Raw genomic sequence first — 21509 nt, forward strand, 5'->3', positions numbered from 1 at the left:
TCTTTTAATATAATATGCATTTATCAGCCATTTTATTTACTACTTATTTTTTACCATTGGTTTATCATTTATAATTTTTATTGTCTGATATTTATTTTACTATTATTTTCCATCTTCTTTTCATTATTATCCTATTTTTTAACTGAACTTTGTATTGCCTGCTTTATCTTTCCTTAATAATATTTCTGCTACAGAAATATGTTATTAAGAAATACCCGCCGTAAATTAAAACTAAAACAACTGCAGTTAATATAATTGAACCAAGCAAACCAACTTTTCCAAAGGTTGCTAAAATTGTTGTAGCAAATTTCAAGCCTACAACAGAATGAATAATGGCAATAATTAGTGGAAACATAAAATATATTCCAATCTGTTTAAATAATGCCCTGTTAATCATTTTGTCATCTGTACCTAATTTTCTTAGCATTAAATAACGCTCTTTATTGTCTGTTGACTCAGATAATTCCTTTAATGCAAGTATCGCTGCTGATGAAATCAGGAAAATAATTCCTAAATACATGCCAATAAATGTAACTACGGCTCCAAGCCCGATACATGCTTCTGCTACATCCATTTTTGTATTTATCGAAATCATATTGTAAGTTTTCTTACCCATTATTTTGGTTATCCGGTCATTGTTTTTTATTATTTCATCCTTTGGCGCTGTATTGTACTTTCCTACTAAAGTACTGTCATATACTTCTGCATTTTTAAGCGCACTGTCAGGCAATACAATGATACCCGAATTTTCTTCATTACCTGATAAATTAACAAATCCATATTTGCACTCTCTATATAGGGGAGAATATTCCTTTCCACCTAATTTAATTTTCTCACCATTTTTCAACGCAATGTTTCTTAATTGAACCATTCCCTGAAAGTTTGCTACAACAAGATATTGATTTTCTTTTAGTTTAAAAGTCTTTTGTCCATAAAGTTTTGCCACCTTGTTATAGTCACTTATTTTCATTATATCTTCCTGACTATTTAAAGTTATTCCCTTATATGTTTTTGCTATTTCATTATAGCTGTTTCCAACAACATCTCTTAAAGTAAGCTTCTGTGTCTTATAAGTATCATATTCCACATATTCGCTAAACTCATCTTCTATCTTACAGCCAGCGCTTTCCAATATGCTCTTTACCTTCACCTGCTTATTATTTATAACATCATTTTTTACTTCTTTTCCAACAGTAATTTGAACATCCGCCGGGCACATTTTCTGAATATTTTCTGATAAAGAATTTTTAATTGAAAATGCACTTGATAAAACGCAAATTGTTACAAAAAGCATAATGCATATAATAGTCATCTGGACAACTGTTGTATTTATTTTGCTACTTATCTGTCGTAAAACAAAACTATTTAAACCTTTGTAATATGTGCTTTTTTTCGCCATTACGATTTTAAGTATTAGTCCCGATACTGACCAGAAAAACAGCAATGTGCCAACAATTCCAAGCATTATTGGAATTAAAATGTCCATTGAACTTTCTAATTCATTAACGCCAACGGTTACTAAATAATATGCTCTACCTAAAACTACCCATGAAATAATGAAAATCATTATACATACAATAGAATTTTTGTTTTTTATTTTTTCATTTCTTTTTCTTCCATTTAGCAAATCTATAAGTTTGCATTTACCAATTGTCCATGTATTAAATACCATTACAAAAACATACATTATGCCAAAATATATTAGTGTTTTTATACAAGCACTTCTTGAAAATACAAATTCAAACTTGCGCATGTCTGCCTCAAACATATTTGCCACAACTATGCTCATTAATTGAGAAAATGCTGTGCCAATTATTAACCCAACTATAAGGGATATTATGCCAATTATCAGTGTTTCAAAGAAAAGTACAAGGGATATTTTTCTTTTTTCCATACCTAAAGTCAGATAAACTCCAAATTCCTTATTTCTTCTTTTTATTAAAAAAATAGAAGCGTATATTATTAAACAGCCTAATATAATTGACACAAAAACACTTACACCTGAAAGCATGCCTGTCATTAATTTTATAATATCAGATGTGTTTTTAGAAACATCCAGCATTACTGTTTGTGAATCAATGGCATTAAACACGTAAAATATAGCCACACCTAATATAAGAGTAAAAAAATAGATGGCATAATCTTTTATACTCTTTGCTATGTTTTTCGCCGAGAGTTTAAAGAGCATCATTTAAATCTCCCCCTAACATTGTAACTACATTGATTATTTCATTAAAAAATTCTTTTCTACTTCTATCGCCTTTTACAATTTCGTTAAAAATTTTGCCATCCTTAATGAAAATAACTCTTGAACTGTAGCTTGCTGAAAAAGCATCATGGGTAACCATTAATATTGTTGCCTGCAATAAATTATTCAAATACTCAAATCTTTCTAATAACATTCTTGAAGATTTAGAATCTAGAGCCCCTGTTGGTTCATCTGCCAAAATAAGTTCTGGATTATTAATAATTGCCCTTGCACTGGCTACTCTCTGTTTCTGTCCTCCTGACATTTCATAAGGATATTTATTTAAAATATCTTCAATTCCTAAGTCATAAGCTACTTTTTTTACTTTTAAATTGATTTCCTTATACTTTTCATTTTGAATGGACAATGCTAATGCAATGTTCTCATAAGCTGTTAAAGTATCAAGCAAATTAAAGTCCTGAAAAATAAAACCAAGTTCCTCTCTTCTAAACTTATTTAACTCCTTTGACTTTAAGGCTGTTATGTCCTGACCTGCAACATAAATATGACCTGCTGTTACTTTATCAATTGTTGAGATACAATTAAGCAAAGTTGTTTTTCCTGAGCCTGATGCCCCCATAATTGCAACAAATTCTCCTTTTTCCACTTCAAAAGAAATCCCGTCAATTGCTTTTGTAAGACTTGATTTACTTCCGTAATATTTTTCGATTTTATCAATAGTTAAAATATTATCCATTGTTATCTCCTTTCCACATGTTTTGTGTAATTCATAAAGCTTTATAATCTTCACATTACATAAACAGTGTATACTTTGCCTTGAGATTTGTCGCATTTCTAATATTACTAAACATTACAATTTTGTAATATTAGTTTTTTATGTTTATATTTTAATAATTCTCATATTTGCTCTTATTGTTAGATTTTTAATATTAATTTCTTAAATATTATTTTTTAGCATTATATTTTTAACATTATTTAAATCTAAACCCCATAATAATCATTCTTACCAAACACGATTTTTATTTCTGTATATTCATTTTGGATAGACCAGGCAGAAACCTGATGACCTAATTTGCTACATAGATTTTTTACTATGTACAGCCCCATGCCTGTAGACTTTTGTCCCAGTCTTCCATTCTCACCTGTAAATGATTTTTCAAAAATCTTTTTCAAATCCTGATTTGGGATTCCGATTCCGTTATCATAGATGGATAATATGACTTTTTCTTTTTCTTCTGTGGCACTTATTTTCAGCACAGCCTTTGTATCATTATCAGACATTGCAATATTTTTGCAGTATTTAATACTGTTATTTACTATCTGATTAATAATAAATTCCAGCCATTTTTTATCAGATTTTACTGTTATGTTTTTAATGTTTATTTGTGGTTCAATATTTTTTCCCAAAATATCGTCCTTGTTATTCATAAGAACTTTTCCAACAACCTCTTCCAAATTCACGTCTTTTATTATGTAATCTTTTTCACTGCAGCTACTTCTTACATAATACAAAACCTGTTCAACATAATTATCCAGACGTTTGATTTGCTTTATGTATTTTTCGTCCAACTCATTTTTGTGATTGTAACACATTAAAACAAGACTTGCTATAGGAATTTTCACTTCGTGAATCCACATTTCAACATATTCTTTAAAATCTTCCACGTTTTCCCTGTAATCACTTACGTTTTCAGTCATGGATTTATTAATTTTATAAAGACTTTCCCAAATAAGTTCCCCCTCATAAAAATCCGGTTTAGTTAAGGTTTCCAAAACTAAATATTTTTTGTCCAATCTTTCCACATTAAGAAGAAGTCTGTTATAGAATTTTCTTTTTCTTAAATAATTAATTAGTAATTGCAGCCCGCCTGTAAAAAAATACAAAAATGTAATTATTGCAACTATTTCAACAGGTAAGGCAAAAACTCTCATAACCATTAAAATAACAAAATAGCTGACAGCACTAATTGTTATTGTCAGCCATTTATCTTTTATGTATTTAATTAATTTCATAATAATATGTAACCCTGTCCCTTTCGAGTTTCTATTGCATCTGCGCATCCAAGAGATGCCAGTTTATTTCTCAATCTGCTAATATTGACAGTAAGCGCATTGTCATTAATATATTCCTCATTGTTCCACAAATCTGTCATTAACTGATCTCTTGAAACAATTCTGCCTTTGTTGTTTAACAGCAATGCAAAAATAATCATTTCATTCTTTGTTAAAACAACCTGCTTAGTCTCTGATTTTATTATGCCCCTGCTTAATTCCACATTAAGATTATTGTATTTAACATTGTCAGTTTTTACTTCCATTCTTTTAAAAATATTTTGGATTCTTAACAGAAGAACTGTGGGGTTATAAGGTTTTGTAATAAAATCATCAGCCCCGTAGGACATGGACAAAACTTCATCTACTTCACTTGTTCTGCTGGTAACCATAATTACCGGCACATCTGATTTTTTTCGTAGCTCTTTTAAAACCATTTCTCCATTTAGAATTGGTATATTTATATCAAGCAATATTAAATCTGCTTTGCTTTCTAAAATAAATTCTATTTGATTTTCAAAGTTATCCATTACTATTGTTTCATAGCCACTGTTTACAAGTAACTTCTGCAACTCATTCCTTATGGATACATCATCTTCAACAATTAATATTTTTTTCATTCTATTCCTTTTATCTGTTTACGGATATTATTGATTTTATGACTTTTTGCTTCAATCATTTTCTAAATTTTACTTACCCCGGTTCTTGCATAACTACTTTTTTCTTATACTAATTCTGCCTCAACTATTTTTTTATCAATTAATTTAACTTTATTTTTACTCAACTATCTACATAATTAGATTACTTTAGCAGCCATAACAAATTCTCTGATTTTCTCTCTGCTTTTGCCAACTCCGTTGTCGTTTTCAACTCCTGATGAAACATCTACGCCATCAGGTTGTACTGCTTTTATGCCATCTCTTACATTATCTCCGTTAAGTCCGCCGGCTAATATAAATAACTTATCGTCTCGTTTAATGTTATTTAATAAGCTCCAGTCAAAAGTTTCTCCACTGCCGTATGTTGGGGCATCAAAAACATAGCCTTTTATATTTTCTATGTTTTTGTACTTTCCAAGTTCTTCTAAATCGTTTACATTAAAAGCCTTTAAAACATCAATTAATGTTTCATTAAACAAACCATCCGGCAAGTCTTTATGAATCTGCACAAAGTCAAATCCTGCATTTTCAATGCTTTTTACCTGCTCAATGCTAGGCGACACAACCACTGCAACTTTTTTTATATTTTCATTTAGAGAAGCCATGATTTCTTTTGCCTTCTCCAAAGTTATATTTCTTTTACTTTTTGGAAAATATAAAACCATGCCAGCCATGTCTACATTATTTTCATTTAAATATTCTGTTTCTTCAACATCTGTAATACCGCAAATTTTTACTATCATATTCCTATTACTTTTAATTTAAATATGGAAACACTTTTGTATGTCGTGTGTTTTTCCAAGTACCAATAAGTTAGCCCCTTCTTTCAGGACAGTATCAGGCATAACCTGCAAATTCATATCATTTTCCTTCTTAATTGCCAAGACATTTATTTTGTATTTTCGTCTTAAATCTAAATCCTGTATTTCTTTTCCAATCCACTCTTTTGGAATCTCAACTTCAATTATTGAACAGCCTTCTCCCACCTCAATGTAATCTGAAATATGATTAGCTGTATATCTTATTGCTGTCCAGTTAGCAAGTTCACGTTCAGGATAAACTACCTGGTCTGCTCCATTTCTCAACAAAAACTTGGCGTGTACATCTCTTGCAGCTCTTGAGACAACCATCTTGGCACCTTTTTCTTTCAACAAAGATGTTGTCTCTAAAGAATTTTGAAAATCGTCTCCAATTGCCACAAAACAAACATCAAAATTATCCACACCTAATGTATCCAAAAATTCTTCATTTGTCGAGTCTCCTATTTGAGCACTTGTGACGTAAGGTAATACCGCATTAACCCTGTCTTCCTTTACGTCAATTGCCATTGTCTGATGACCTAATTCATCTAATGTTTTAGCAATATGTCTGCCAAATCTACCTAATCCAATTAATAAAACTGACTTCATTTTCCCTCCATACAATTTATATACATTTCTATTTCTTGTATTTTTACGCCTCATTCATTTTCATTCCTGATTTTTCATTTATCATGACGCATTATAATTCTTTACTATTTTACTTTATCCTACCATAATTTTCTCTTGAGGTAATCTAGATACATTATAATTCTTATTTGATAAAGTTGCAAAAATAACTGTTAAGCCACCAACTCTGCCTAAAAACATTAACACAATTAATACTATTTTGGAAACCATGGACAAAGATGGTGTAATTCCCAAGCTTAAACCTACTGTTCCAACTGCCGATGCTGTTTCAAACAAAGATTTCATTATAGGAATGTTATCTGCAATACTAATAACAATACCACCAAACATAAACAAAAATGTGTACATTAACAGTGTTGCCGAAGCTGACCTTGCCACTTCATTGGACAGTCTTCTTTTAAATAAATTTGCATCCTGCCTTTTCCTAAAAACTGCTACGACTGTTGAAAATAATACTGCCACTGTAGTAACTTTCATACCACCGGCTGTTGAACCGGGTGCTGCACCTATAAGCATTAAAATAATAGTAATTAACTGTCCCACACCTGATAATTGGTTTAAATCTACTGTGTTAAAGCCTGCTGTTCTAGGTGACACGGTCTGAAATAAAGATGCCAAAACCCTGTCTTTTTCTGAATCGAAATTCCAAGTTGATTTTCCAAATTCAAAAAAATAAAAATATAGCACCGGTACAATTATTAATATTGATGTTACTCCAAGAATAACTTTACTTTGCATTCTGTATCTTCCAAAATGAAGTTTGTGCTTTTTTATGTCATCCCATGTAACAAAGCCAATACCGCCAATTATAATTAAAAGCATTATTACAACATTAATTAAAACTGAAGATGAAAATGTTGTTAGTGAAGAATAATGCTCTCTTACACCCATTAAATCAAAACCTGCGTTACAAAAGGCTGATATTGAATGAAATAATGAATACCATATACCTTTTATAATGCCAAACTGTTTTGCAAATTCAGGATACATTAACACTGCGCCTGCCAATTCAAAAATAAGCATCATCTTCACAATAAAACCTGTTAGTCTTACTATACCACCCATTTTATGTGCTGATATTGCCTCCTGCATAAGTGTTCTCTGCCTTAAACCTATTTTTCTACCTGACATTCTTGTTAACAGTAGTGCTATTGTTATAACACCCATGCCGCCAATTTGAATTAAAACTATAATAACACCTTGACCAAAGGCTGACCAGTAAGTAGCCGTATCGTGAACTACAAGTCCTGTTACACATGTAGCTGATGTTGCTGTAAATAAGGCATCCACTACAGATGTAAATTCTCCTGAGCTACTTGAAATTGGAAGCGTCAAAATAAAGGTTCCTAAAACTATAACGCCTAAAAACCCGAAAAATATAAATCTTGATGTTGATATATGTCTACTCTTCTTCATGTTATCTTTTTCTACTCCATGTGGTTTTTGACAATAAAATTAATATTGGGAATATTTCCAATCTTCCTGCAAGCATGTCACCTATTAAAACCAGTTTAGACCAATCGCTAAACATTGAATAGTTTGATGCCGGACCAACCATATCCAGTCCCGGTCCTATATTGTTAAAGCATGATGCTACACTTGAAAAATTAGTAAGTATACTGTGACCATCAACGGAAATGAAAATGAAACTTAAGAAAACAATAACTATGTATGCAACAAAGTAACTATTAACCGCCGAAACAACTTCTTCTTTTACAACATTTCCACCCATTCTGATAACTTCAACTTTTCTTGGATTTAAAGTCTTTCTAATGTTTCTTTTTACACTTTTTAAAATAATAAGTAAACGGCCACATTTAAGACCACCGCCTGTGCTTCCCCCGCAGGCACCAACAAACATAAGCATAAGTATTATTGTTTTTGAAAAATTAGGCCACATATTAAAATCTTCTGTAGCAAAACCTGTTGTGGTAATAATACTTGATACTGTAAATGCCGCATGATGTAGTGCTTCTCTTACTGATGAAAACATACCTGAAATGTTTATTGTTATAAGAGCTACGCTTGATAAAATAAGAACAACGTATGTTCTAAGTTCACTATCCTTTATTATTGACTTGAATCTTCTTAATAATACTAAATAATAACAACTGAAGTTCACGCCAAATAACAGCATAAAGATGGTACAGACGTTCTGAATGTATGGGCTGTAGCCTGCCATACTGTCTCCTTTAATACCAAAGCCACCTGTTCCTGCAGTACCAAATGCTGTACAGACTGCATCAAAAACAGGCATTTTCCCAATAATTAAAAATATAAAATTAAGTCCCGTAAGTCCTATATACATTAAATACAAAATAAGTGCTGTATCTCTCATTCTTGGAGCCAGCTTACCAACTGTTGGTCCCGGACTTTCTGCTCTTAACAAATGCATTGTGAATCTGTTGCTTTTTCCATCAGCCGGTGCAATGGCAAGTAAAAATACAAGGACACCCATCCCCCCAAGCCAATGACTAAAACTTCTCCAGTAAAGCATGCCTTTTGACATAGCTTCAACATCTGTTAAAATTGAGGCTCCTGTTGTTGTAAAACCTGATACTGTCTCAAATAATGCATCTACAAATGAAGGAATTTCTCTTGAAATAAAAAATGGTAAACAGCCTAATATACTAAGAACAATCCAGCCTATACCCACTGAAACCAAACCTTCCTTTGCAAAAAATCGCTTATTTGCCTTTCTACATAATACATATAGCAACGAAGCAATACCTAATATAATTACAATAGAAACTATAAATCCTATAACTGCATTCAAATTCTGACATGCTGCACTAATAATTAATGCCGGAAGCATAAATGCCGCTTCTACAGCTAAAATCTGTGATATAAATTTTCCTACAACTTTATAATTCATAACTTCCTCTCAATCATTGAAATATATCATTTAATTGATGTAATACTATATCCCCTGTTGCTACAACAATAACAGTATCTCCGTTTTGGAAATATGATTCACCATTTGGAATTTCTGTTTTTCCTTTATGTGTTATACATGCAATAATAACATTATTTACTAATTTCATGTTTTTAAGTGGAACACCACAATTTTGTGTTTTCTCATCTGCAATGAACTCTACTGCTTCCGCCTGTCCATCTGCAATATTATGAACTGATATAGCCATTCCTGTCTGTGCCCCTAAGGCTCTAACATAGCCGACTATTGTATTACAACATAATTCCTTTGGGCATACTACACTACCTAAATTAAGGCTGTCCTGAATACTGCTTCTGTCAGTATGTCCTACTTTTGTAATAACTTTCTCCACGCCACATGCCTTAGCATACATAGAAATAATTATATTTAACTCATCCATTCCTGTTAAGGTAATAAAAGCGTCACAGTCACTTATGCCCTGGCTTTCAAGTAATGTTTTTCTACTTGCGTCACCATGAATTACAGCAACTTCAGGAAGAAGCTCAGCTAACTCCCTTGCTCTATCTTCGTCTTTTTCAATTACCTCTACGGCTACTCCCAAGTCAATTAATATCTTTGACAGATAATAGCTTACTTTTCCACCACCGCAAATAATTGCATGTTTTACCTTGTGAGATAAAAAGCCTAAGTTTTTCAATAAAATAGTAAGGTTCTGTGATGGTGCTGTAACGTAAATTCTATCTCCTTCTTTTAAGATAAAATCACCATTTGGAATATGCACTTCGCCGTTTCTTCTAACGGCACAAACCAATACCTTACATTTTACAATTCCATAAAGATCATTTAATGAAACATCTTTTATAATGCTGTCACTATTTATTCTAAGTTCTACTAATTCCACTCTTCCTTTTGCAAAAGTATCTCTCTGTAAAAATCCAGGATATTTTAACAATCTTTCAATTTCCACTGCTGTCTGCTTTTCCGGATTAACTGTTAAAGATAAGCCAAAGGCATCGCGCATGGTATATATTTGTTCACTGTATTCAGGATTTCTGATTCTTGCAATAGTATGTAGTTCAGGATTCATCTTATGTGCTGTCATGCAACAAAGCAAATTAATTTCATCTGCACTTGTAGATGCAATTAAAACATCAGCTCTGTCAACTCCTGCTTCAGACAAAACAGACATTAAGGCACAATTTCCATTAACAGCCATAACATCGTATCTCTCCAAGCTTGCGTCTAATACTTCTCCATTAGTGTCTATTAAGGTTATGTCATAACCTTCCGCTGATAACTTCCTAGTAAGATTTGCACCTACTTTTCCATCTCCAGCAATAATAATCTTCATGAGATTTTCCTCCACATTCTTATCGTTAATGCAATGAATAACTTCATGGCAACATCTATAGTATAGCACTATTATTTATAATCTCAACAACTGTTAAAAAATAGTTACAACTTTTAAAAATAAGTTACAACCTTTGACAAGTCCTCAAAGATTTCTTCAGTCATTTTTCTGTATTCTTCCTCAGGATATTTCATGTCAGGTATACATATAACTTTAATTCCGCCGTCATGAGCCGCTTTTATGCCTGCCTCTGAGTCTTCTAAAACAAGTGCTTCCTCAGGCTGTACATTCACCTTCTTACATGCCTTTAAAAATACCTCAGGATTAGGTTTTCCATTAACAACCTCATCACCACAAATTTCGCCGTCAAAATACTGTGCAATTCCTGCCTGTTTTAAAATCACATCAACTCTGTCTCTATTACTGGAAGTTGCAACCATTGTTTTGTAATTGTTTTCTTTAAGATATTTAAGTAACTGAACAATTCCTTTTTTTAATGGCACTCCCTTTGTTTCAAACTCTTCTGCCATTCCCTTATGAACATAATCTATACATTCCTCATAAGGGAAATCCTCGCCATATTCATTAGCTATAATACTTTTGCAGACAGGTTGTATTTTTCCCAGTAGATTTTTGTAAAAATCCACTGTCATGTCTTCTCCTCTTTTTTGTAAATATCTTCGATACCACTCATAAGTAACTCTCTCGCTGTCAATCATGAGCCCATCCATATCAAAAATTACTGCCTTAATCATTTATCTTCTCCTTCAAAAAAAGTCCTTAGCGTTCAACTATTTTAACACTAAAGACCTATTTTATTCAATGGTTTTATATTCTATTTTCAAAGCCTTCTTTAAAACTTTTCAAAATACGTCTGCCAATTTTTAACTCTCCGAAATCTTCCTTTAATTTAATAAGATAATTGGAATAATCTGCAAACTTAACATAGTCGCAATTAACTATTTCACTTTTGTTACACTTCAGAAATTTCGTTGAACCTAATTCAAGAATTAACTGTTTTGTCGACTTGTAAGGTGCTTCTACAATCTCTCCATCTTTGCAATAAATTGACAATGTAGAAATTTTGTTATCTATGTAAACAATATCATTTATTTTTACCGGGCAGACAATACCATTTGTTTTAAAATAAATATATTCTCTTTCCTTTTTCGCTGTGTAATTTTTAAGAGTAAACTGAACTGCTTCTTTGAATTCATCTTCTCTGTAATATTTATCAAAATACTGATAGCAATGTAAATGTGCATAGGCGTGTAGTTTGGGATCCTCCAGCGATGTTGTAAAAATAATTGGCGTTGCCTTGTACCTTTCTATTTCTCTTATATTATCAGCAAAAGTCATACCTGACATATCACCGTTTTTTGTTTTTTCCAAAATTATGTCTACAATAAATAAATCGATACTATATTCCATGGCATATCTGTAGGCATCAGCACAATTATCTGCCTTAAAAATCACAACATCTTCAAGCTGTTCTAAAATATCGCAGGCTCTATCCATGTGTCTCTTGTTATCTTCCACTATCAATATTTGTTTATCTGTTGATTGCATTTGTTTTTCAATCCCCTTTTTCTTATTTTTTAGTTAATTATTCCTTTTAAAAATTTCAAATTTAATTATTTTGATTTATTAAACTTAGCCATTTTGATTGAATTGCTTCAATTTAGTTATTTAGCTATAATTATTTACTAAATGTTTTGTTTAACAATATATCAAATTCTCTTTTCTTCTCTCTGCCACTGAGGCTTTCAAAATACAATTGAAACTCCCTACAGTCGCTAACCTCGCCTTTTAATATGTAATCTGTACTAACGTCAAAATACTTACTAAGTTTTATGCATCTGTCTATTTGTAAATCATTTTCACCTTTTTCAATATTCTGATAAAAAGGAACTGACTCAATCCCCAATATTGATGCCATTTTTTCCTGAGACAGATTATGCTCTCTTCTAAGTGCCTTAACACGCTGACCTATTTCAATATTTTCTTTCGTTATTTCCTTTTTCTTCATTTGTCATCTCCATAGTTATTCTATATGAATTTTATATGGTTTAAATGTTTTATTCTACACCCCTTGGTAGTTTTAGTGCATACCTTGGGTGTGTATTTTTCTTTTATGGCAAGAATATTGTTTTGTTTTTATCTCTTTTTGAAGAATAAAAATAGCACTTCCATAATCCTATATAATAGGGTTATAAAAATGCTATCTTTTATGTTTTATATTCTTTTGTAAATTAAAGCCGGACTTGAAATATTATCCCCAAACTTCTTCGGCAATTTCTTTTACTAATTTTATCTTTGCCCACTGCTGTTCTTCTGTTAATTTATTTCCAATTTCACAAGAAGCGTAGCCGCACTGTGGACTTAAATATAATCTGTCTAAAGAAACATATTTAGATGCTTCCTTTATTCTGTTTATTACTGTTGTTTTGTTTTCTAATTCAGGAGATTTTGTTGTAATTAATCCAAGTACAACTTTCTTATCCTCACCAACTGACTTAAGTGGCTGGAATCCACCTGAACGTTCATCATCATATTCTAAATAATATGCATTAACATTTTCCTTTGCAAATAATGTTTCAGCTACACTGTCATAAGCTCCTGAGCTTGCGTAAGTTGAATGGAAATTTCCTCGGCAAACATGAGTATTTATTGTCAAATCTTCCGGAGCTGAGTCAATTGCTAAATTATTTATATCTAATAACTGTTTCTTGATTTTTTCTAAGCCTTCCTCATCTGTATCAAAAATTGCACAGGCATTTGGATCAACAACCATTCCCCATGAGCAGTCATCTAACTGTAAATTTCTGCAGCCCTTGTCATATAAATCTTTAATGAATTTCTTATAACCATCTGCAATGTCCTTTACTAATTCTTCCTTGCTATCATAATACTTTTTAGTATTTTCCCATGCAAAAGGCATAATCATCTGTTCTAAAAACTGAGCCGGTGCAGGTATGGTAAGCTTTGCTACAGTATTCTCATCTTCAAACTGTTTTAAAAATTCATAATGTTCAATAAAAGGATGCTTGCCACTTAACTTGATTTTTCCAACTACATAAGTGTCATCAATCATAGCATCTTCTCCATGGAATGGAAGACCATGTTCTGTCTTGCTGTGACCTACACCGTCAAAAGCCCACATGAAATCTAAATGCCATGTGGCTCTTCTAAATTCTCCATCTGTAATGGCATGTAAGCCAATTTCTTTTTCCTTGACTACAAGTTCAGTAATTGCCTTGTCTTCAACTTCTGTTAACTGTTCTTTTGTAATCTCACCCTGTTCGTACTGCTTTCTTGCTTCTTTTAAATATTCAGGTCTTAAAAAGCTACCAACGTGGTCGTATCTAAATGGTGTTTTATTATACATATTTTTCTCCTATTCGTTTATATATTGCTAATTGCTATGATGTTAATATATCAACGATAAAAAAAATTGTATAATACATTTTTCTTTTACTTGGTTATAGTTTTAAACTATGGCTGTGATATTTAAATTACTACTTTTCAATGTATGTTTTCTAATATCTTTCTTACCTGATCTAAAATATAATTTTGTTTTCTAATCTATTTACTACTCACTTTGAAATAAATTTTTGTTTTTTAATTTATTTACTACTTATTTTGAAATATATTTTCTTATTTACCAATATATTTCTTCAAAGCTTCCACATATATTTTTCCCAGTGGGCTTAAACCTGATTTTTTGTGGGTAATATATCCGATTCTCATGTTTTCATTCCCCTCAAGCGGTACTGCGATAATGTTTGCTCCATTTAATTCCTTATCAATTACTCCACTGCAAACAGTATAACCATTAAGACCAATCAAAAGATTAAACAAAGTAGCCCTGTCTCTTACACGAATATTTTTCTTTTTTTCCTCACTTGAAAAAATTTCTTCAGAATAATAAAAAGAGTTATGTTCACCCTGTTCAAAGGACAAATACGGATATTCTTCCAAATCTTTAAAAGTAACCTTTTTCTCTTTCGCCAAAGGATGTTTACTGCTTATAAAAACATGTGGTTTTGCAACTAAAAGTTCAGTAAACTTTAGCTCATTTGACTTCAACTCCTTATTTAAAATCACCTGATTAAAGTTATTTAAATAAAGAACGCCTATTTCACTTTTCATTTTTGCCACATCTTCTATGATTTCGTAAGTCTGTGTTTCCCTTAAACTAAAATCATATTTTTCTTTTCCATATTCCTTAATAAGTTCTACAAAAGCATTTACAGCAAAAGAATAATGCTGTGTAGAAACACAAAACTTTAATTTTCTGCCACTTGTGCCCTTGTATCTTTCCTCTAAAAGCTGTGACTGCTCTAAAACCTGTCTTGCATAGCCTAAAAACTCCTCACCCTCTTTTGAAATAACAATGCCTTTATTGGTTCTTCTGAAAATTTCAATGTTCATTTCTTTTTCAAGGGCATGTATGGAATTAGTCAAACTGGGCTGCGATATAAACAACTGTTTTGCAGCTTTTGTCAAAGTTCCCGTATCTGCAACTGCTATCACATATTTTAACTGCTGTAAAGTCATATTTGTAAACCCTTTCTTTTTCAATTATAAACGAAATTGTAACATATATCCAACCACACCACCAATTACTGAACCAACCATCCAATAGCACCAGCTAAAAAGAGCCGCAAAAAACATTATTTTGCGACCTCTTTTGGTTTCGCCATTAACAGTACAGTTTACAACATAAGTTTCATCTGTCATAGTCATCTAAGAAGTGATGTTTCTCCCCTGATTTCTTGTATGAAATAACTGTATCTAAATTTACATTTTCAACGCTTTTGAAAATATTGCTCTCCACATAAGGATTAACCTGTTTTAAGTTTTTAATAAGTTCTTTTATTTCCACACGCTTTGATCTGTTTTCTTCATTGTTACAGGTTGTGCAAGTGTCTGTAAACTTGCACGCACACTGTATGAAATGTAAGTCGTTATAGTCTCTCCATGACTTAATGTCATCTTCACGAATTAAATATAACGGTCTGATTAATTCCATGCCTTCGAAATTTGTACTGTGAAGTTTTGGCATCATTGTTTGGACCTGAGCACCGTACAACATACCCATTAATATTGTCTCAATAACATCATCGTAATGGTGACCTAATGCGATTTTGTTGCAACCTAATTCCTGTGCGAAACTATATAAATGGCCTCTTCTCATTCTTGCACATAAATAACATGGTGACTTTTCCACATTAAATACTGACTCAAAAATATCTGACTCATATATATCAATTGGGATGTTTAGTTTCTTTGCATTGTCTTCAATGACTTTTCTATTTTCAGGACTATAACCCGGATCCATAACTAAAAACTTCACATCAAAATCAAATTTGTTGTGTCTCTTTAATTCCTGAAAAAGTTTTGCCATAAGCATTGAATCTTTACCACCTGAAATACAGACAGCAATTTTGTCTCCCGGTTTTACCAGTTCGTAAGTGTTTATTGCCTTGGCAAACTTAGACCAGATAGTTTTCTTATATTTTTTTCTAATACTCTGCTCTACATCCTTTGCTTTGTTTTCTGCAATTTCTTCGTTCATTGTGTCCATAAGCCACGCAATGTAACCACCTTCAAGATTCACTGCATCATAGCCCTTTTCACAAAGATTCTCTGCTATTTCTAAACTGTTTTTTCCTCTTGCACAACATATAATTAATTTTTTTGAAAAATCTATATTCTCATTATTCTCTATGTTATCAGGGGAAACATGTATTGAACCAGGTATGGCACCATAAGAAATATCCAATTCACTTCTAATGTCTATAACCTGATATGAATCTTTATCCAATGCTTTCATTTCTTTTGCTGAAATGTTCATAATTTTCCTCCAAATATTATATAAGTATCATTTGATTACTGATAATCTTTTATAATTATTTTTATAACTACTTTTTTGTAATTATTTTTTTTACTTTGTCCAAAATATTTTTCTGTAGAAAACATGTGTTAAATAACCTACATCAAAATTATACCGATAAATCTTTGACAACTTCACCTGCAATAATCAAGCCAACTACTGATGGTACAAATGCCACACTGCCTGGAATTGCTCGTCTTTCAGTGCATTTGTGTTCTGCTCCCGGTGGACAAATGCAGTCTGCCCTACAGCTAATTGCCATATCTTCAACCGGTGTCATCGCAGGCTCTTCTGAATATACAACCTTTAATTTTTTTACACCACGTTTCTTTAACTCTCTTCTCATTACCTTGGCTAAAGGACATACCTTTGTCTTGTATATATCAGCCACCTTAAATGCACTGGCATCAAGTTTATTTCCCGCACCCATGCTACTGATGATTTTTACATTTTTCTCCTGGGCTTTCATAACTAATGAAATCTTTGCCGTAACAGTATCTACAGCATCTACAATGTAATCATATTCATCAAAAGGGAACTCATCAGCATTTTCAGGTAAAAAGAAACACTTATAAGTGTTTACCTTTGCATCAGGATTAATTTCTAATATACGTTCCTTGCAAACATCTACCTTATATTTTCCTACAGTTTTTCTTGTAGCTATAATCTGTCTGTTTAAATTAGTTAAACAAACCTTATCGTCATCTATTAAGTCAAATGTTCCTACGCCACTTCTAACTAAAGCTTCTACAACGTAGCCACCTACTCCACCTACTCCAAAAATAGCAACTCTTGAGTTTTTTAACTTCTCCATTGCTTCTTTTCCCAGTAATAATTCTGTTCTTGAAAATTGTGTTAGCATTATTTTCTCCTTACATATAAACAGCGGATGCACTGCACCCGCATTGTTATAATTCCTAGTAATAATATAGGTAAATATTATAAATGTGGTAATTATCTTTGTCAAACATTTTATTTTAAATGAGTTCCTTCGTGGTCTCTCAAGAAGAACATTAATTCAATTTTTGCTCTGTGATAAGCAATAAACTCATCTTTTTCAATTAAATCAAGAATTTCCTCTTTTGTAGCCCACCTTACAGCTTTAACTTCTCTTAGAGCAATTGTTACATCCTTAATGTCTACATCTTTTTCAACTAAGTAACAATCATCAAAGCCTCCATGGAAATTAATTGTAAAAGCCGGTCTAACTTCACTTAAGTCAAGCTCAATTCCAAGTTCCTCCATAGTTTCCCTGCTTGCAGCTTCACTACTTGTCTCTCCTGCAATCACACTGCCACCGACACTTACATCCCAAAGATTTGGCCACAACTTCTTATCTTCCTGTCTCTGTTGAATAAGCATTTCACCTTTACTGTTAAAAATAGAAACATGTACCACTGTTCTGTAAAAGCCTTCCGGTACCTCTTCGTTTTTGTTAATTGTGTTGCCTGTTCTAATTCTGTCCTTTGTGTACAAATCCCATTTTTCCATTTGCTTATAAACCTTTCCTAACTCATTTTTGTTATTAACAATTGATAATTTCTTCTGCAAGTTTTTCCATCTGTTCTATGTTTTCTTCCTTCATAACAGACTTAACTGTTACCATATTCTCGCATACTTTAACATCCTTCATTGGCTCTAACAGCCCCTTCATAACTTTTCCGGCTAATGGAGCCCAGGAGCCATTTTCAATAAGTCCTACTGTTCTCTTCTGGTAACTCTTATGAGCTAATCTGTTTAAGAAATCTTCCATAACCGGGAAAACTCCGCCGTCATAAGTAGCTGCTGCAAGAATCATTCTGTCATATCTGAAAGCATCTTCAATTGCTTCAGCCATGTCATCTCTTGATAAATCCATAACTGAAACTTTTTCAACACCCTTCTCTTTTAAGATTTCAGCCATTTTTTCACCGGCTTTAAGAGTGTTTCCATGTATAGATGCACATGCAATTAGAACACCTTTGTCTTCTGGTTCATAACTACTCCATGTTGCGTATTTGCCAATGTAATATGAAAGATTCTCTTTTAAAATTGGTCCATGAAGAGGACAAATAGTATTAATTTCAAGGGCTGCTGCTTTTTTAAGTAAAGTCTGAACAGGCATACCGTACTTACCTACAATATTAAAGTAATATCTTCTTGCCTCACATGCCCAATCTTCATCTGCTGATAAAGCACCAAACTTTCCAAATCCGTCTGCTGAAAAAAGTACCTTCTCTGACACTTCGTATTCCACCATAACTTCCGGCCAGTGAACCATTGGTGCCATTACAAATTTAAGTGTATGAGTTCCTAAATTAAGCTCTTCACCTTCTTTTACAGCAATGCTTCTTGCCTGTAAATTTTCAATTTCAAAAAACTGTGGCAACATTGCCAATGCCTTTGCACTGAGTACAATCTTTGCTTCAGGATATTTTTCTGTAAATTCCTTAATACTTCCTGAATGGTCAGGCTCTAAATGTGAAACAATTAAATAATCTACCTTTCTACCTGCTAATGCATTAGATAGATTATCTAACCACTCACTTGTTTTTCTTTCATCAACAGTATCCATTACTGCTGTTTTCTCATCTATAATTACATAAGAATTGTATGAAACACCATTTGGAACTACATACTGACTTTCAAATAAGTCTATGTCTGTGTCATCAACTCCTATGTACTTAATTGCATCTGAAATATATGTATCGCTCATCTTCTTCCTCCTTTGAATTCAAAACTATTTTATAGTATATCACGTCATAATGTATGTGAAAAGAAATTCTGAAGCAATTTTTATTACATAAAAAATGAGGTCTGACATTGTCATAACCTCATTTTTTTAATTTTTTATTTTCTTCCACAACACTGTTTGTATTTCTTTCCTGAGCCACATGGGCATTTATCGTTAGGATAAATTTTCTTACCATGTATAACACCTGTGTTCTTTGGTTTTGACTGATTACTCTGTGTATTCAAGTCAACTCTTCTTGGTGCTTCAAGTGGTGTAAAACCACGATTTAAAATCATTCTGCTGTTGTTCCAAAGATTCTGAACATACTGTGCCAAGGCACTAATCTGAAGGTCACTGTCTAAATGAACGCCCTCTTCGTTTTTAATCATTTCAAAAACTTCTCTAATTTCTGCCCCTGACATAATCTCTGACTGTACACGCTGGCATAAGTTAGTTGCATGTTCTTCTGTCATGTTCATCTTGCGAATCATATAATCTTCAAAGTTCTGGGCTTCCATTGTTTCAGGTAAAATACCGTATGTTCCAAGAGACATAATTTCCTTCTTTGTTGGAATATAATATGCTCTGTCACCCTGTGCCTTTATTAAACCTCTGTCATTTGGATAAAAGAAACTATAGTAAACTTTTCCATCGTGAACCTGGTATAAACTTAATTCATAAGGGATACTTTCAATTCTCTCAATAAGCTGTTCTTCTGTTTCATCGTACTTAACACCTTTTTTCATCATATCAAGAATAACTGAAACAGGTGCTATACCGTGTAAAAAACCTAAAGTCTTTAAGCAACAGAAAAGAAAACTGTTAATTTTTCTTTTTGCTTCAAACTCTTCGTCTGAAATTTCTTCATATCTTTTAACTACATCTGCCGGTGCTGTATACTGTTTTTCAGAAATTCTACCCATGTATGAAGCACCATATAATTTACTATATAAAATCTTGCTTGTAGTATCATCTTCTTCGTTATTATCTCTATTTCTAAATGCTTCGATTTCCTCATCAGTCATATACTGGAAGTATTTCACCATTTCTTCAGCACTTAACATTTTTTCAATAATTGTTTCAATTAATGGACCTTTATTTAGTTTAGATATGCCTTTAATGCCTTTCATTTTTGCAATATCTTTTAAATCATCTTTATTAAAATCTTCAAAAATATCTTTTAATAATATTTCCTTACGATTTTCTGACTTAGCAACTTTCATATAAACTCCTTTTCTCTTAACTTTAGTATATTAATTATATTTAAAGTATTCTTACCATAAATATTTAATTTCTAAATCAGGTGCTATGCACCATAAAACAATTTCAATCCACACATTATATTACTTTGATTTTTTTATATTGTAAACTAAAAAATTTAAGTTTGAAAAAATTTTAAGTATTTTTCATAGATTTTCCTGTATTTTTCTCTTTGTTTTTGCACTTTTGACAATATACTTCTTACAATAAACCAAGTTTTTCAAAAGCATTATAAATGCCATCGTTGTTTATGTCTGTTGTTACTATGTCTGCTTTGTCTTTTAAATCAGGAATTGCATTACCCATTGCAATGCCTGTTCCTGCAAACTCAATCATTTCAAAATCATTTGGGCCGTCACCAACTGCAACTGAATTGACAACCGATACCTGAGCGGCTTTTAAAAATTCTCTCATGCCTATAGCCTTATTAACACCTGCAATGGTAATCTCACCACCGTTTTTCTGATTGTTATAACTAAGTGGTGTATTTTCAAAATCAGGTGCCAAATCAGCTGCCACCTTGTCTCCCGGAAAAGGTCCTGTCTGATAAACAGCTTTCTCCTGATTGTCCGGGGTCCAAACATCTTCTCTTATTTCCATTTTACCAAAAGTATTTTCTATATGTTTCTTACTTGCACCTGCCTTAACAAAACCTTCTGTTAATTTTTCCTTGCAGTTTTCCGTTGTAATAAGTCTTGTGTCCGTTTGAATACTGAAAATAAAATTGTTATCTTTTAAATAATGACCTAACTTTTCTCTCTGCTCTTTTGTCATACATTTGTGATAAACAACTTTTCCTTCATATTCCACATACGCTCCTGCTGCTGCAACTATACCGTCTATTCCTAAGTCCAGAACTTCCTTCGCTATCTGGAATTTACTTCTACCTGAGCAGACAACCATGTAATGTCCATTTTCTCTTGCTTTTCTAATAGCTGTTTTGGTTGATTCAGGTATGTTACCAAAGAAATCAACTATTGTTCCATCTATATCTAAAAATACAACTTTTTTGTCCATTTTCT

Annotated in this window: 20 protein-coding genes; all 20 read right to left on the reverse strand. The window is 32.3% G+C overall.

The window, feature by feature from the left end:
* Window positions 1-163: 163 nt before the first annotated feature.
* A complete protein-coding gene (locus DW006_RS03945) occupies window positions 164-2191 on the reverse strand; it encodes an ABC transporter permease (protein ID WP_117999138.1) in 2028 nt (675 codons plus the stop codon).
* Window positions 2178-2945 carry an ABC transporter ATP-binding protein gene (locus DW006_RS03950; protein WP_117999139.1) on the reverse strand — a complete coding sequence of 256 codons (768 nt, stop codon included), beginning with the start codon at window positions 2943-2945 and terminating at the stop codon, window positions 2178-2180. Before DW006_RS03950 ends, DW006_RS03945 begins: the two co-directional genes overlap by 14 nt.
* A gap of 245 nt (window positions 2946-3190) precedes the next feature.
* Complete coding sequence (locus DW006_RS03955) at window positions 3191-4222, reverse strand: sensor histidine kinase (protein WP_158561062.1); 1032 nt, start codon at window positions 4220-4222, stop codon at window positions 3191-3193.
* On the reverse strand, window positions 4219-4881 hold the full coding sequence (locus DW006_RS03960) for a response regulator transcription factor (protein ID WP_117999141.1): 663 nt from the start codon (window positions 4879-4881) through the stop codon (window positions 4219-4221). Before DW006_RS03960 ends, DW006_RS03955 begins: the two co-directional genes overlap by 4 nt.
* Window positions 4882-5057: 176 nt before the next feature.
* Window positions 5058-5663: a phosphoribosylanthranilate isomerase gene (locus DW006_RS03965; RefSeq protein ID WP_117999142.1), complete on the reverse strand. Its 606-nt coding sequence runs from the start codon at window positions 5661-5663 to the stop codon at window positions 5058-5060.
* Between the two features lie 18 nt (window positions 5664-5681).
* A complete protein-coding gene (locus DW006_RS03970) occupies window positions 5682-6329 on the reverse strand; it encodes a TrkA family potassium uptake protein (protein WP_117999143.1) in 648 nt (215 codons plus the stop codon).
* 114 nt (window positions 6330-6443) lie between these two features.
* The gene (locus tag DW006_RS03975; RefSeq protein ID WP_117999144.1) at window positions 6444-7784 is read right to left on the reverse strand and encodes a potassium transporter TrkG; all 1341 of its coding nucleotides are present in this window, start codon (window positions 7782-7784) and stop codon (window positions 6444-6446) included.
* A 1-nt stretch (window position 7785) separates the two neighbouring features.
* Entirely contained in the window at window positions 7786-9243 is a 1458-nt protein-coding gene (locus DW006_RS03980) for a TrkH family potassium uptake protein (RefSeq protein WP_117999145.1), read from the reverse strand.
* A 13-nt stretch (window positions 9244-9256) separates the two neighbouring features.
* Entirely contained in the window at window positions 9257-10615 is a 1359-nt protein-coding gene (gene trkA, locus DW006_RS03985) for a Trk system potassium transporter TrkA (protein WP_117999146.1), read from the reverse strand.
* Window positions 10616-10728: 113 nt separating this feature from the next.
* The gene (locus DW006_RS03990) at window positions 10729-11370 is read right to left on the reverse strand and encodes an HAD family phosphatase (protein ID WP_022165421.1); all 642 of its coding nucleotides are present in this window, start codon (window positions 11368-11370) and stop codon (window positions 10729-10731) included.
* Between the two features lie 73 nt (window positions 11371-11443).
* Complete coding sequence (locus tag DW006_RS03995) at window positions 11444-12184, reverse strand: response regulator (RefSeq protein ID WP_022165422.1); 741 nt, start codon at window positions 12182-12184, stop codon at window positions 11444-11446.
* A 130-nt stretch (window positions 12185-12314) separates the two neighbouring features.
* Window positions 12315-12644, reverse strand: coding sequence for a helix-turn-helix transcriptional regulator (locus tag DW006_RS04000; protein WP_022165423.1), 330 nt, complete (start codon window positions 12642-12644; stop codon window positions 12315-12317).
* Between the two features lie 243 nt (window positions 12645-12887).
* Window positions 12888-14003 carry a 5-methyltetrahydropteroyltriglutamate--homocysteine S-methyltransferase gene (locus DW006_RS04005; RefSeq protein ID WP_117999147.1) on the reverse strand — a complete coding sequence of 372 codons (1116 nt, stop codon included), beginning with the start codon at window positions 14001-14003 and terminating at the stop codon, window positions 12888-12890.
* A gap of 269 nt (window positions 14004-14272) precedes the next feature.
* Entirely contained in the window at window positions 14273-15175 is a 903-nt protein-coding gene (locus DW006_RS04010) for a LysR family transcriptional regulator (protein WP_117999222.1), read from the reverse strand.
* 172 nt (window positions 15176-15347) lie between these two features.
* A complete protein-coding gene (locus DW006_RS04020) occupies window positions 15348-16475 on the reverse strand; it encodes an ATP-binding protein (RefSeq protein ID WP_022165427.1) in 1128 nt (375 codons plus the stop codon).
* 148 nt (window positions 16476-16623) lie between these two features.
* Window positions 16624-17376 carry a tRNA threonylcarbamoyladenosine dehydratase gene (locus DW006_RS04025; RefSeq protein ID WP_117999149.1) on the reverse strand — a complete coding sequence of 251 codons (753 nt, stop codon included), beginning with the start codon at window positions 17374-17376 and terminating at the stop codon, window positions 16624-16626.
* A 110-nt stretch (window positions 17377-17486) separates the two neighbouring features.
* Entirely contained in the window at window positions 17487-18065 is a 579-nt protein-coding gene (locus tag DW006_RS04030) for an NUDIX domain-containing protein (protein ID WP_347475043.1), read from the reverse strand.
* Window positions 18040-19209 carry an FprA family A-type flavoprotein gene (locus tag DW006_RS04035; RefSeq protein WP_117999150.1) on the reverse strand — a complete coding sequence of 390 codons (1170 nt, stop codon included), beginning with the start codon at window positions 19207-19209 and terminating at the stop codon, window positions 18040-18042. Before DW006_RS04035 ends, DW006_RS04030 begins: the two co-directional genes overlap by 26 nt.
* A gap of 134 nt (window positions 19210-19343) precedes the next feature.
* Window positions 19344-20450, reverse strand: a complete 1107-nt coding sequence (locus tag DW006_RS04040; protein WP_117999151.1) for an SEC-C metal-binding domain-containing protein — start codon at window positions 20448-20450, stop codon at window positions 19344-19346.
* A gap of 238 nt (window positions 20451-20688) precedes the next feature.
* The gene (locus tag DW006_RS04045; RefSeq protein WP_117999152.1) at window positions 20689-21504 is read right to left on the reverse strand and encodes a Cof-type HAD-IIB family hydrolase; all 816 of its coding nucleotides are present in this window, start codon (window positions 21502-21504) and stop codon (window positions 20689-20691) included.
* Window positions 21505-21509 lie beyond the last annotated feature (5 nt).

It is taken from the genome of Eubacterium sp. AF36-5BH, assembly GCF_003460505.1.
Classification (GTDB): Bacteria; Bacillota; Clostridia; order Lachnospirales; family Lachnospiraceae; genus Eubacterium_G.

Excerpts from the sequence above, each read along its gene's own strand:
- DW006_RS03945 (WP_117999138.1), bottom strand. The coding sequence starts at position 2,191 with ATGATGCTCTTTAAACTCTCGGCGAAAAACATAGCAAAGAGTATAAAA.
- DW006_RS03950 (WP_117999139.1), bottom strand. The coding sequence starts at position 2,945 with ATGGATAATATTTTAACTATTGATAAAATCGAAAAATATTACGGAAGT.
- DW006_RS03955 (WP_158561062.1), bottom strand. The coding sequence starts at position 4,222 with ATGAAATTAATTAAATACATAAAAGATAAATGGCTGACAATAACAATT.
- DW006_RS03960 (WP_117999141.1), bottom strand. The coding sequence starts at position 4,881 with ATGAAAAAAATATTAATTGTTGAAGATGATGTATCCATAAGGAATGAG.
- DW006_RS03965 (WP_117999142.1), bottom strand. The coding sequence starts at position 5,663 with ATGATAGTAAAAATTTGCGGTATTACAGATGTTGAAGAAACAGAATAT.
- DW006_RS03970 (WP_117999143.1), bottom strand. The coding sequence starts at position 6,329 with ATGAAGTCAGTTTTATTAATTGGATTAGGTAGATTTGGCAGACATATT.
- DW006_RS03975 (WP_117999144.1), bottom strand. The coding sequence starts at position 7,784 with ATGAAGAAGAGTAGACATATATCAACATCAAGATTTATATTTTTCGGG.
- DW006_RS03980 (WP_117999145.1), bottom strand. The coding sequence starts at position 9,243 with ATGAATTATAAAGTTGTAGGAAAATTTATATCACAGATTTTAGCTGTA.
- trkA (WP_117999146.1), bottom strand. The coding sequence starts at position 10,615 with ATGAAGATTATTATTGCTGGAGATGGAAAAGTAGGTGCAAATCTTACT.
- DW006_RS03990 (WP_022165421.1), bottom strand. The coding sequence starts at position 11,370 with ATGATTAAGGCAGTAATTTTTGATATGGATGGGCTCATGATTGACAGC.
- DW006_RS03995 (WP_022165422.1), bottom strand. The coding sequence starts at position 12,184 with ATGCAATCAACAGATAAACAAATATTGATAGTGGAAGATAACAAGAGA.
- DW006_RS04000 (WP_022165423.1), bottom strand. The coding sequence starts at position 12,644 with ATGAAGAAAAAGGAAATAACGAAAGAAAATATTGAAATAGGTCAGCGT.
- DW006_RS04005 (WP_117999147.1), bottom strand. The coding sequence starts at position 14,003 with ATGTATAATAAAACACCATTTAGATACGACCACGTTGGTAGCTTTTTA.
- DW006_RS04010 (WP_117999222.1), bottom strand. The coding sequence starts at position 15,175 with ATGACTTTACAGCAGTTAAAATATGTGATAGCAGTTGCAGATACGGGA.
- DW006_RS04020 (WP_022165427.1), bottom strand. The coding sequence starts at position 16,475 with ATGAACATTTCAGCAAAAGAAATGAAAGCATTGGATAAAGATTCATAT.
- DW006_RS04025 (WP_117999149.1), bottom strand. The coding sequence starts at position 17,376 with ATGCTAACACAATTTTCAAGAACAGAATTATTACTGGGAAAAGAAGCA.
- DW006_RS04035 (WP_117999150.1), bottom strand. The coding sequence starts at position 19,209 with ATGAGCGATACATATATTTCAGATGCAATTAAGTACATAGGAGTTGAT.
- DW006_RS04040 (WP_117999151.1), bottom strand. The coding sequence starts at position 20,450 with ATGAAAGTTGCTAAGTCAGAAAATCGTAAGGAAATATTATTAAAAGAT.
- DW006_RS04045 (WP_117999152.1), bottom strand. The coding sequence starts at position 21,504 with ATGGACAAAAAAGTTGTATTTTTAGATATAGATGGAACAATAGTTGAT.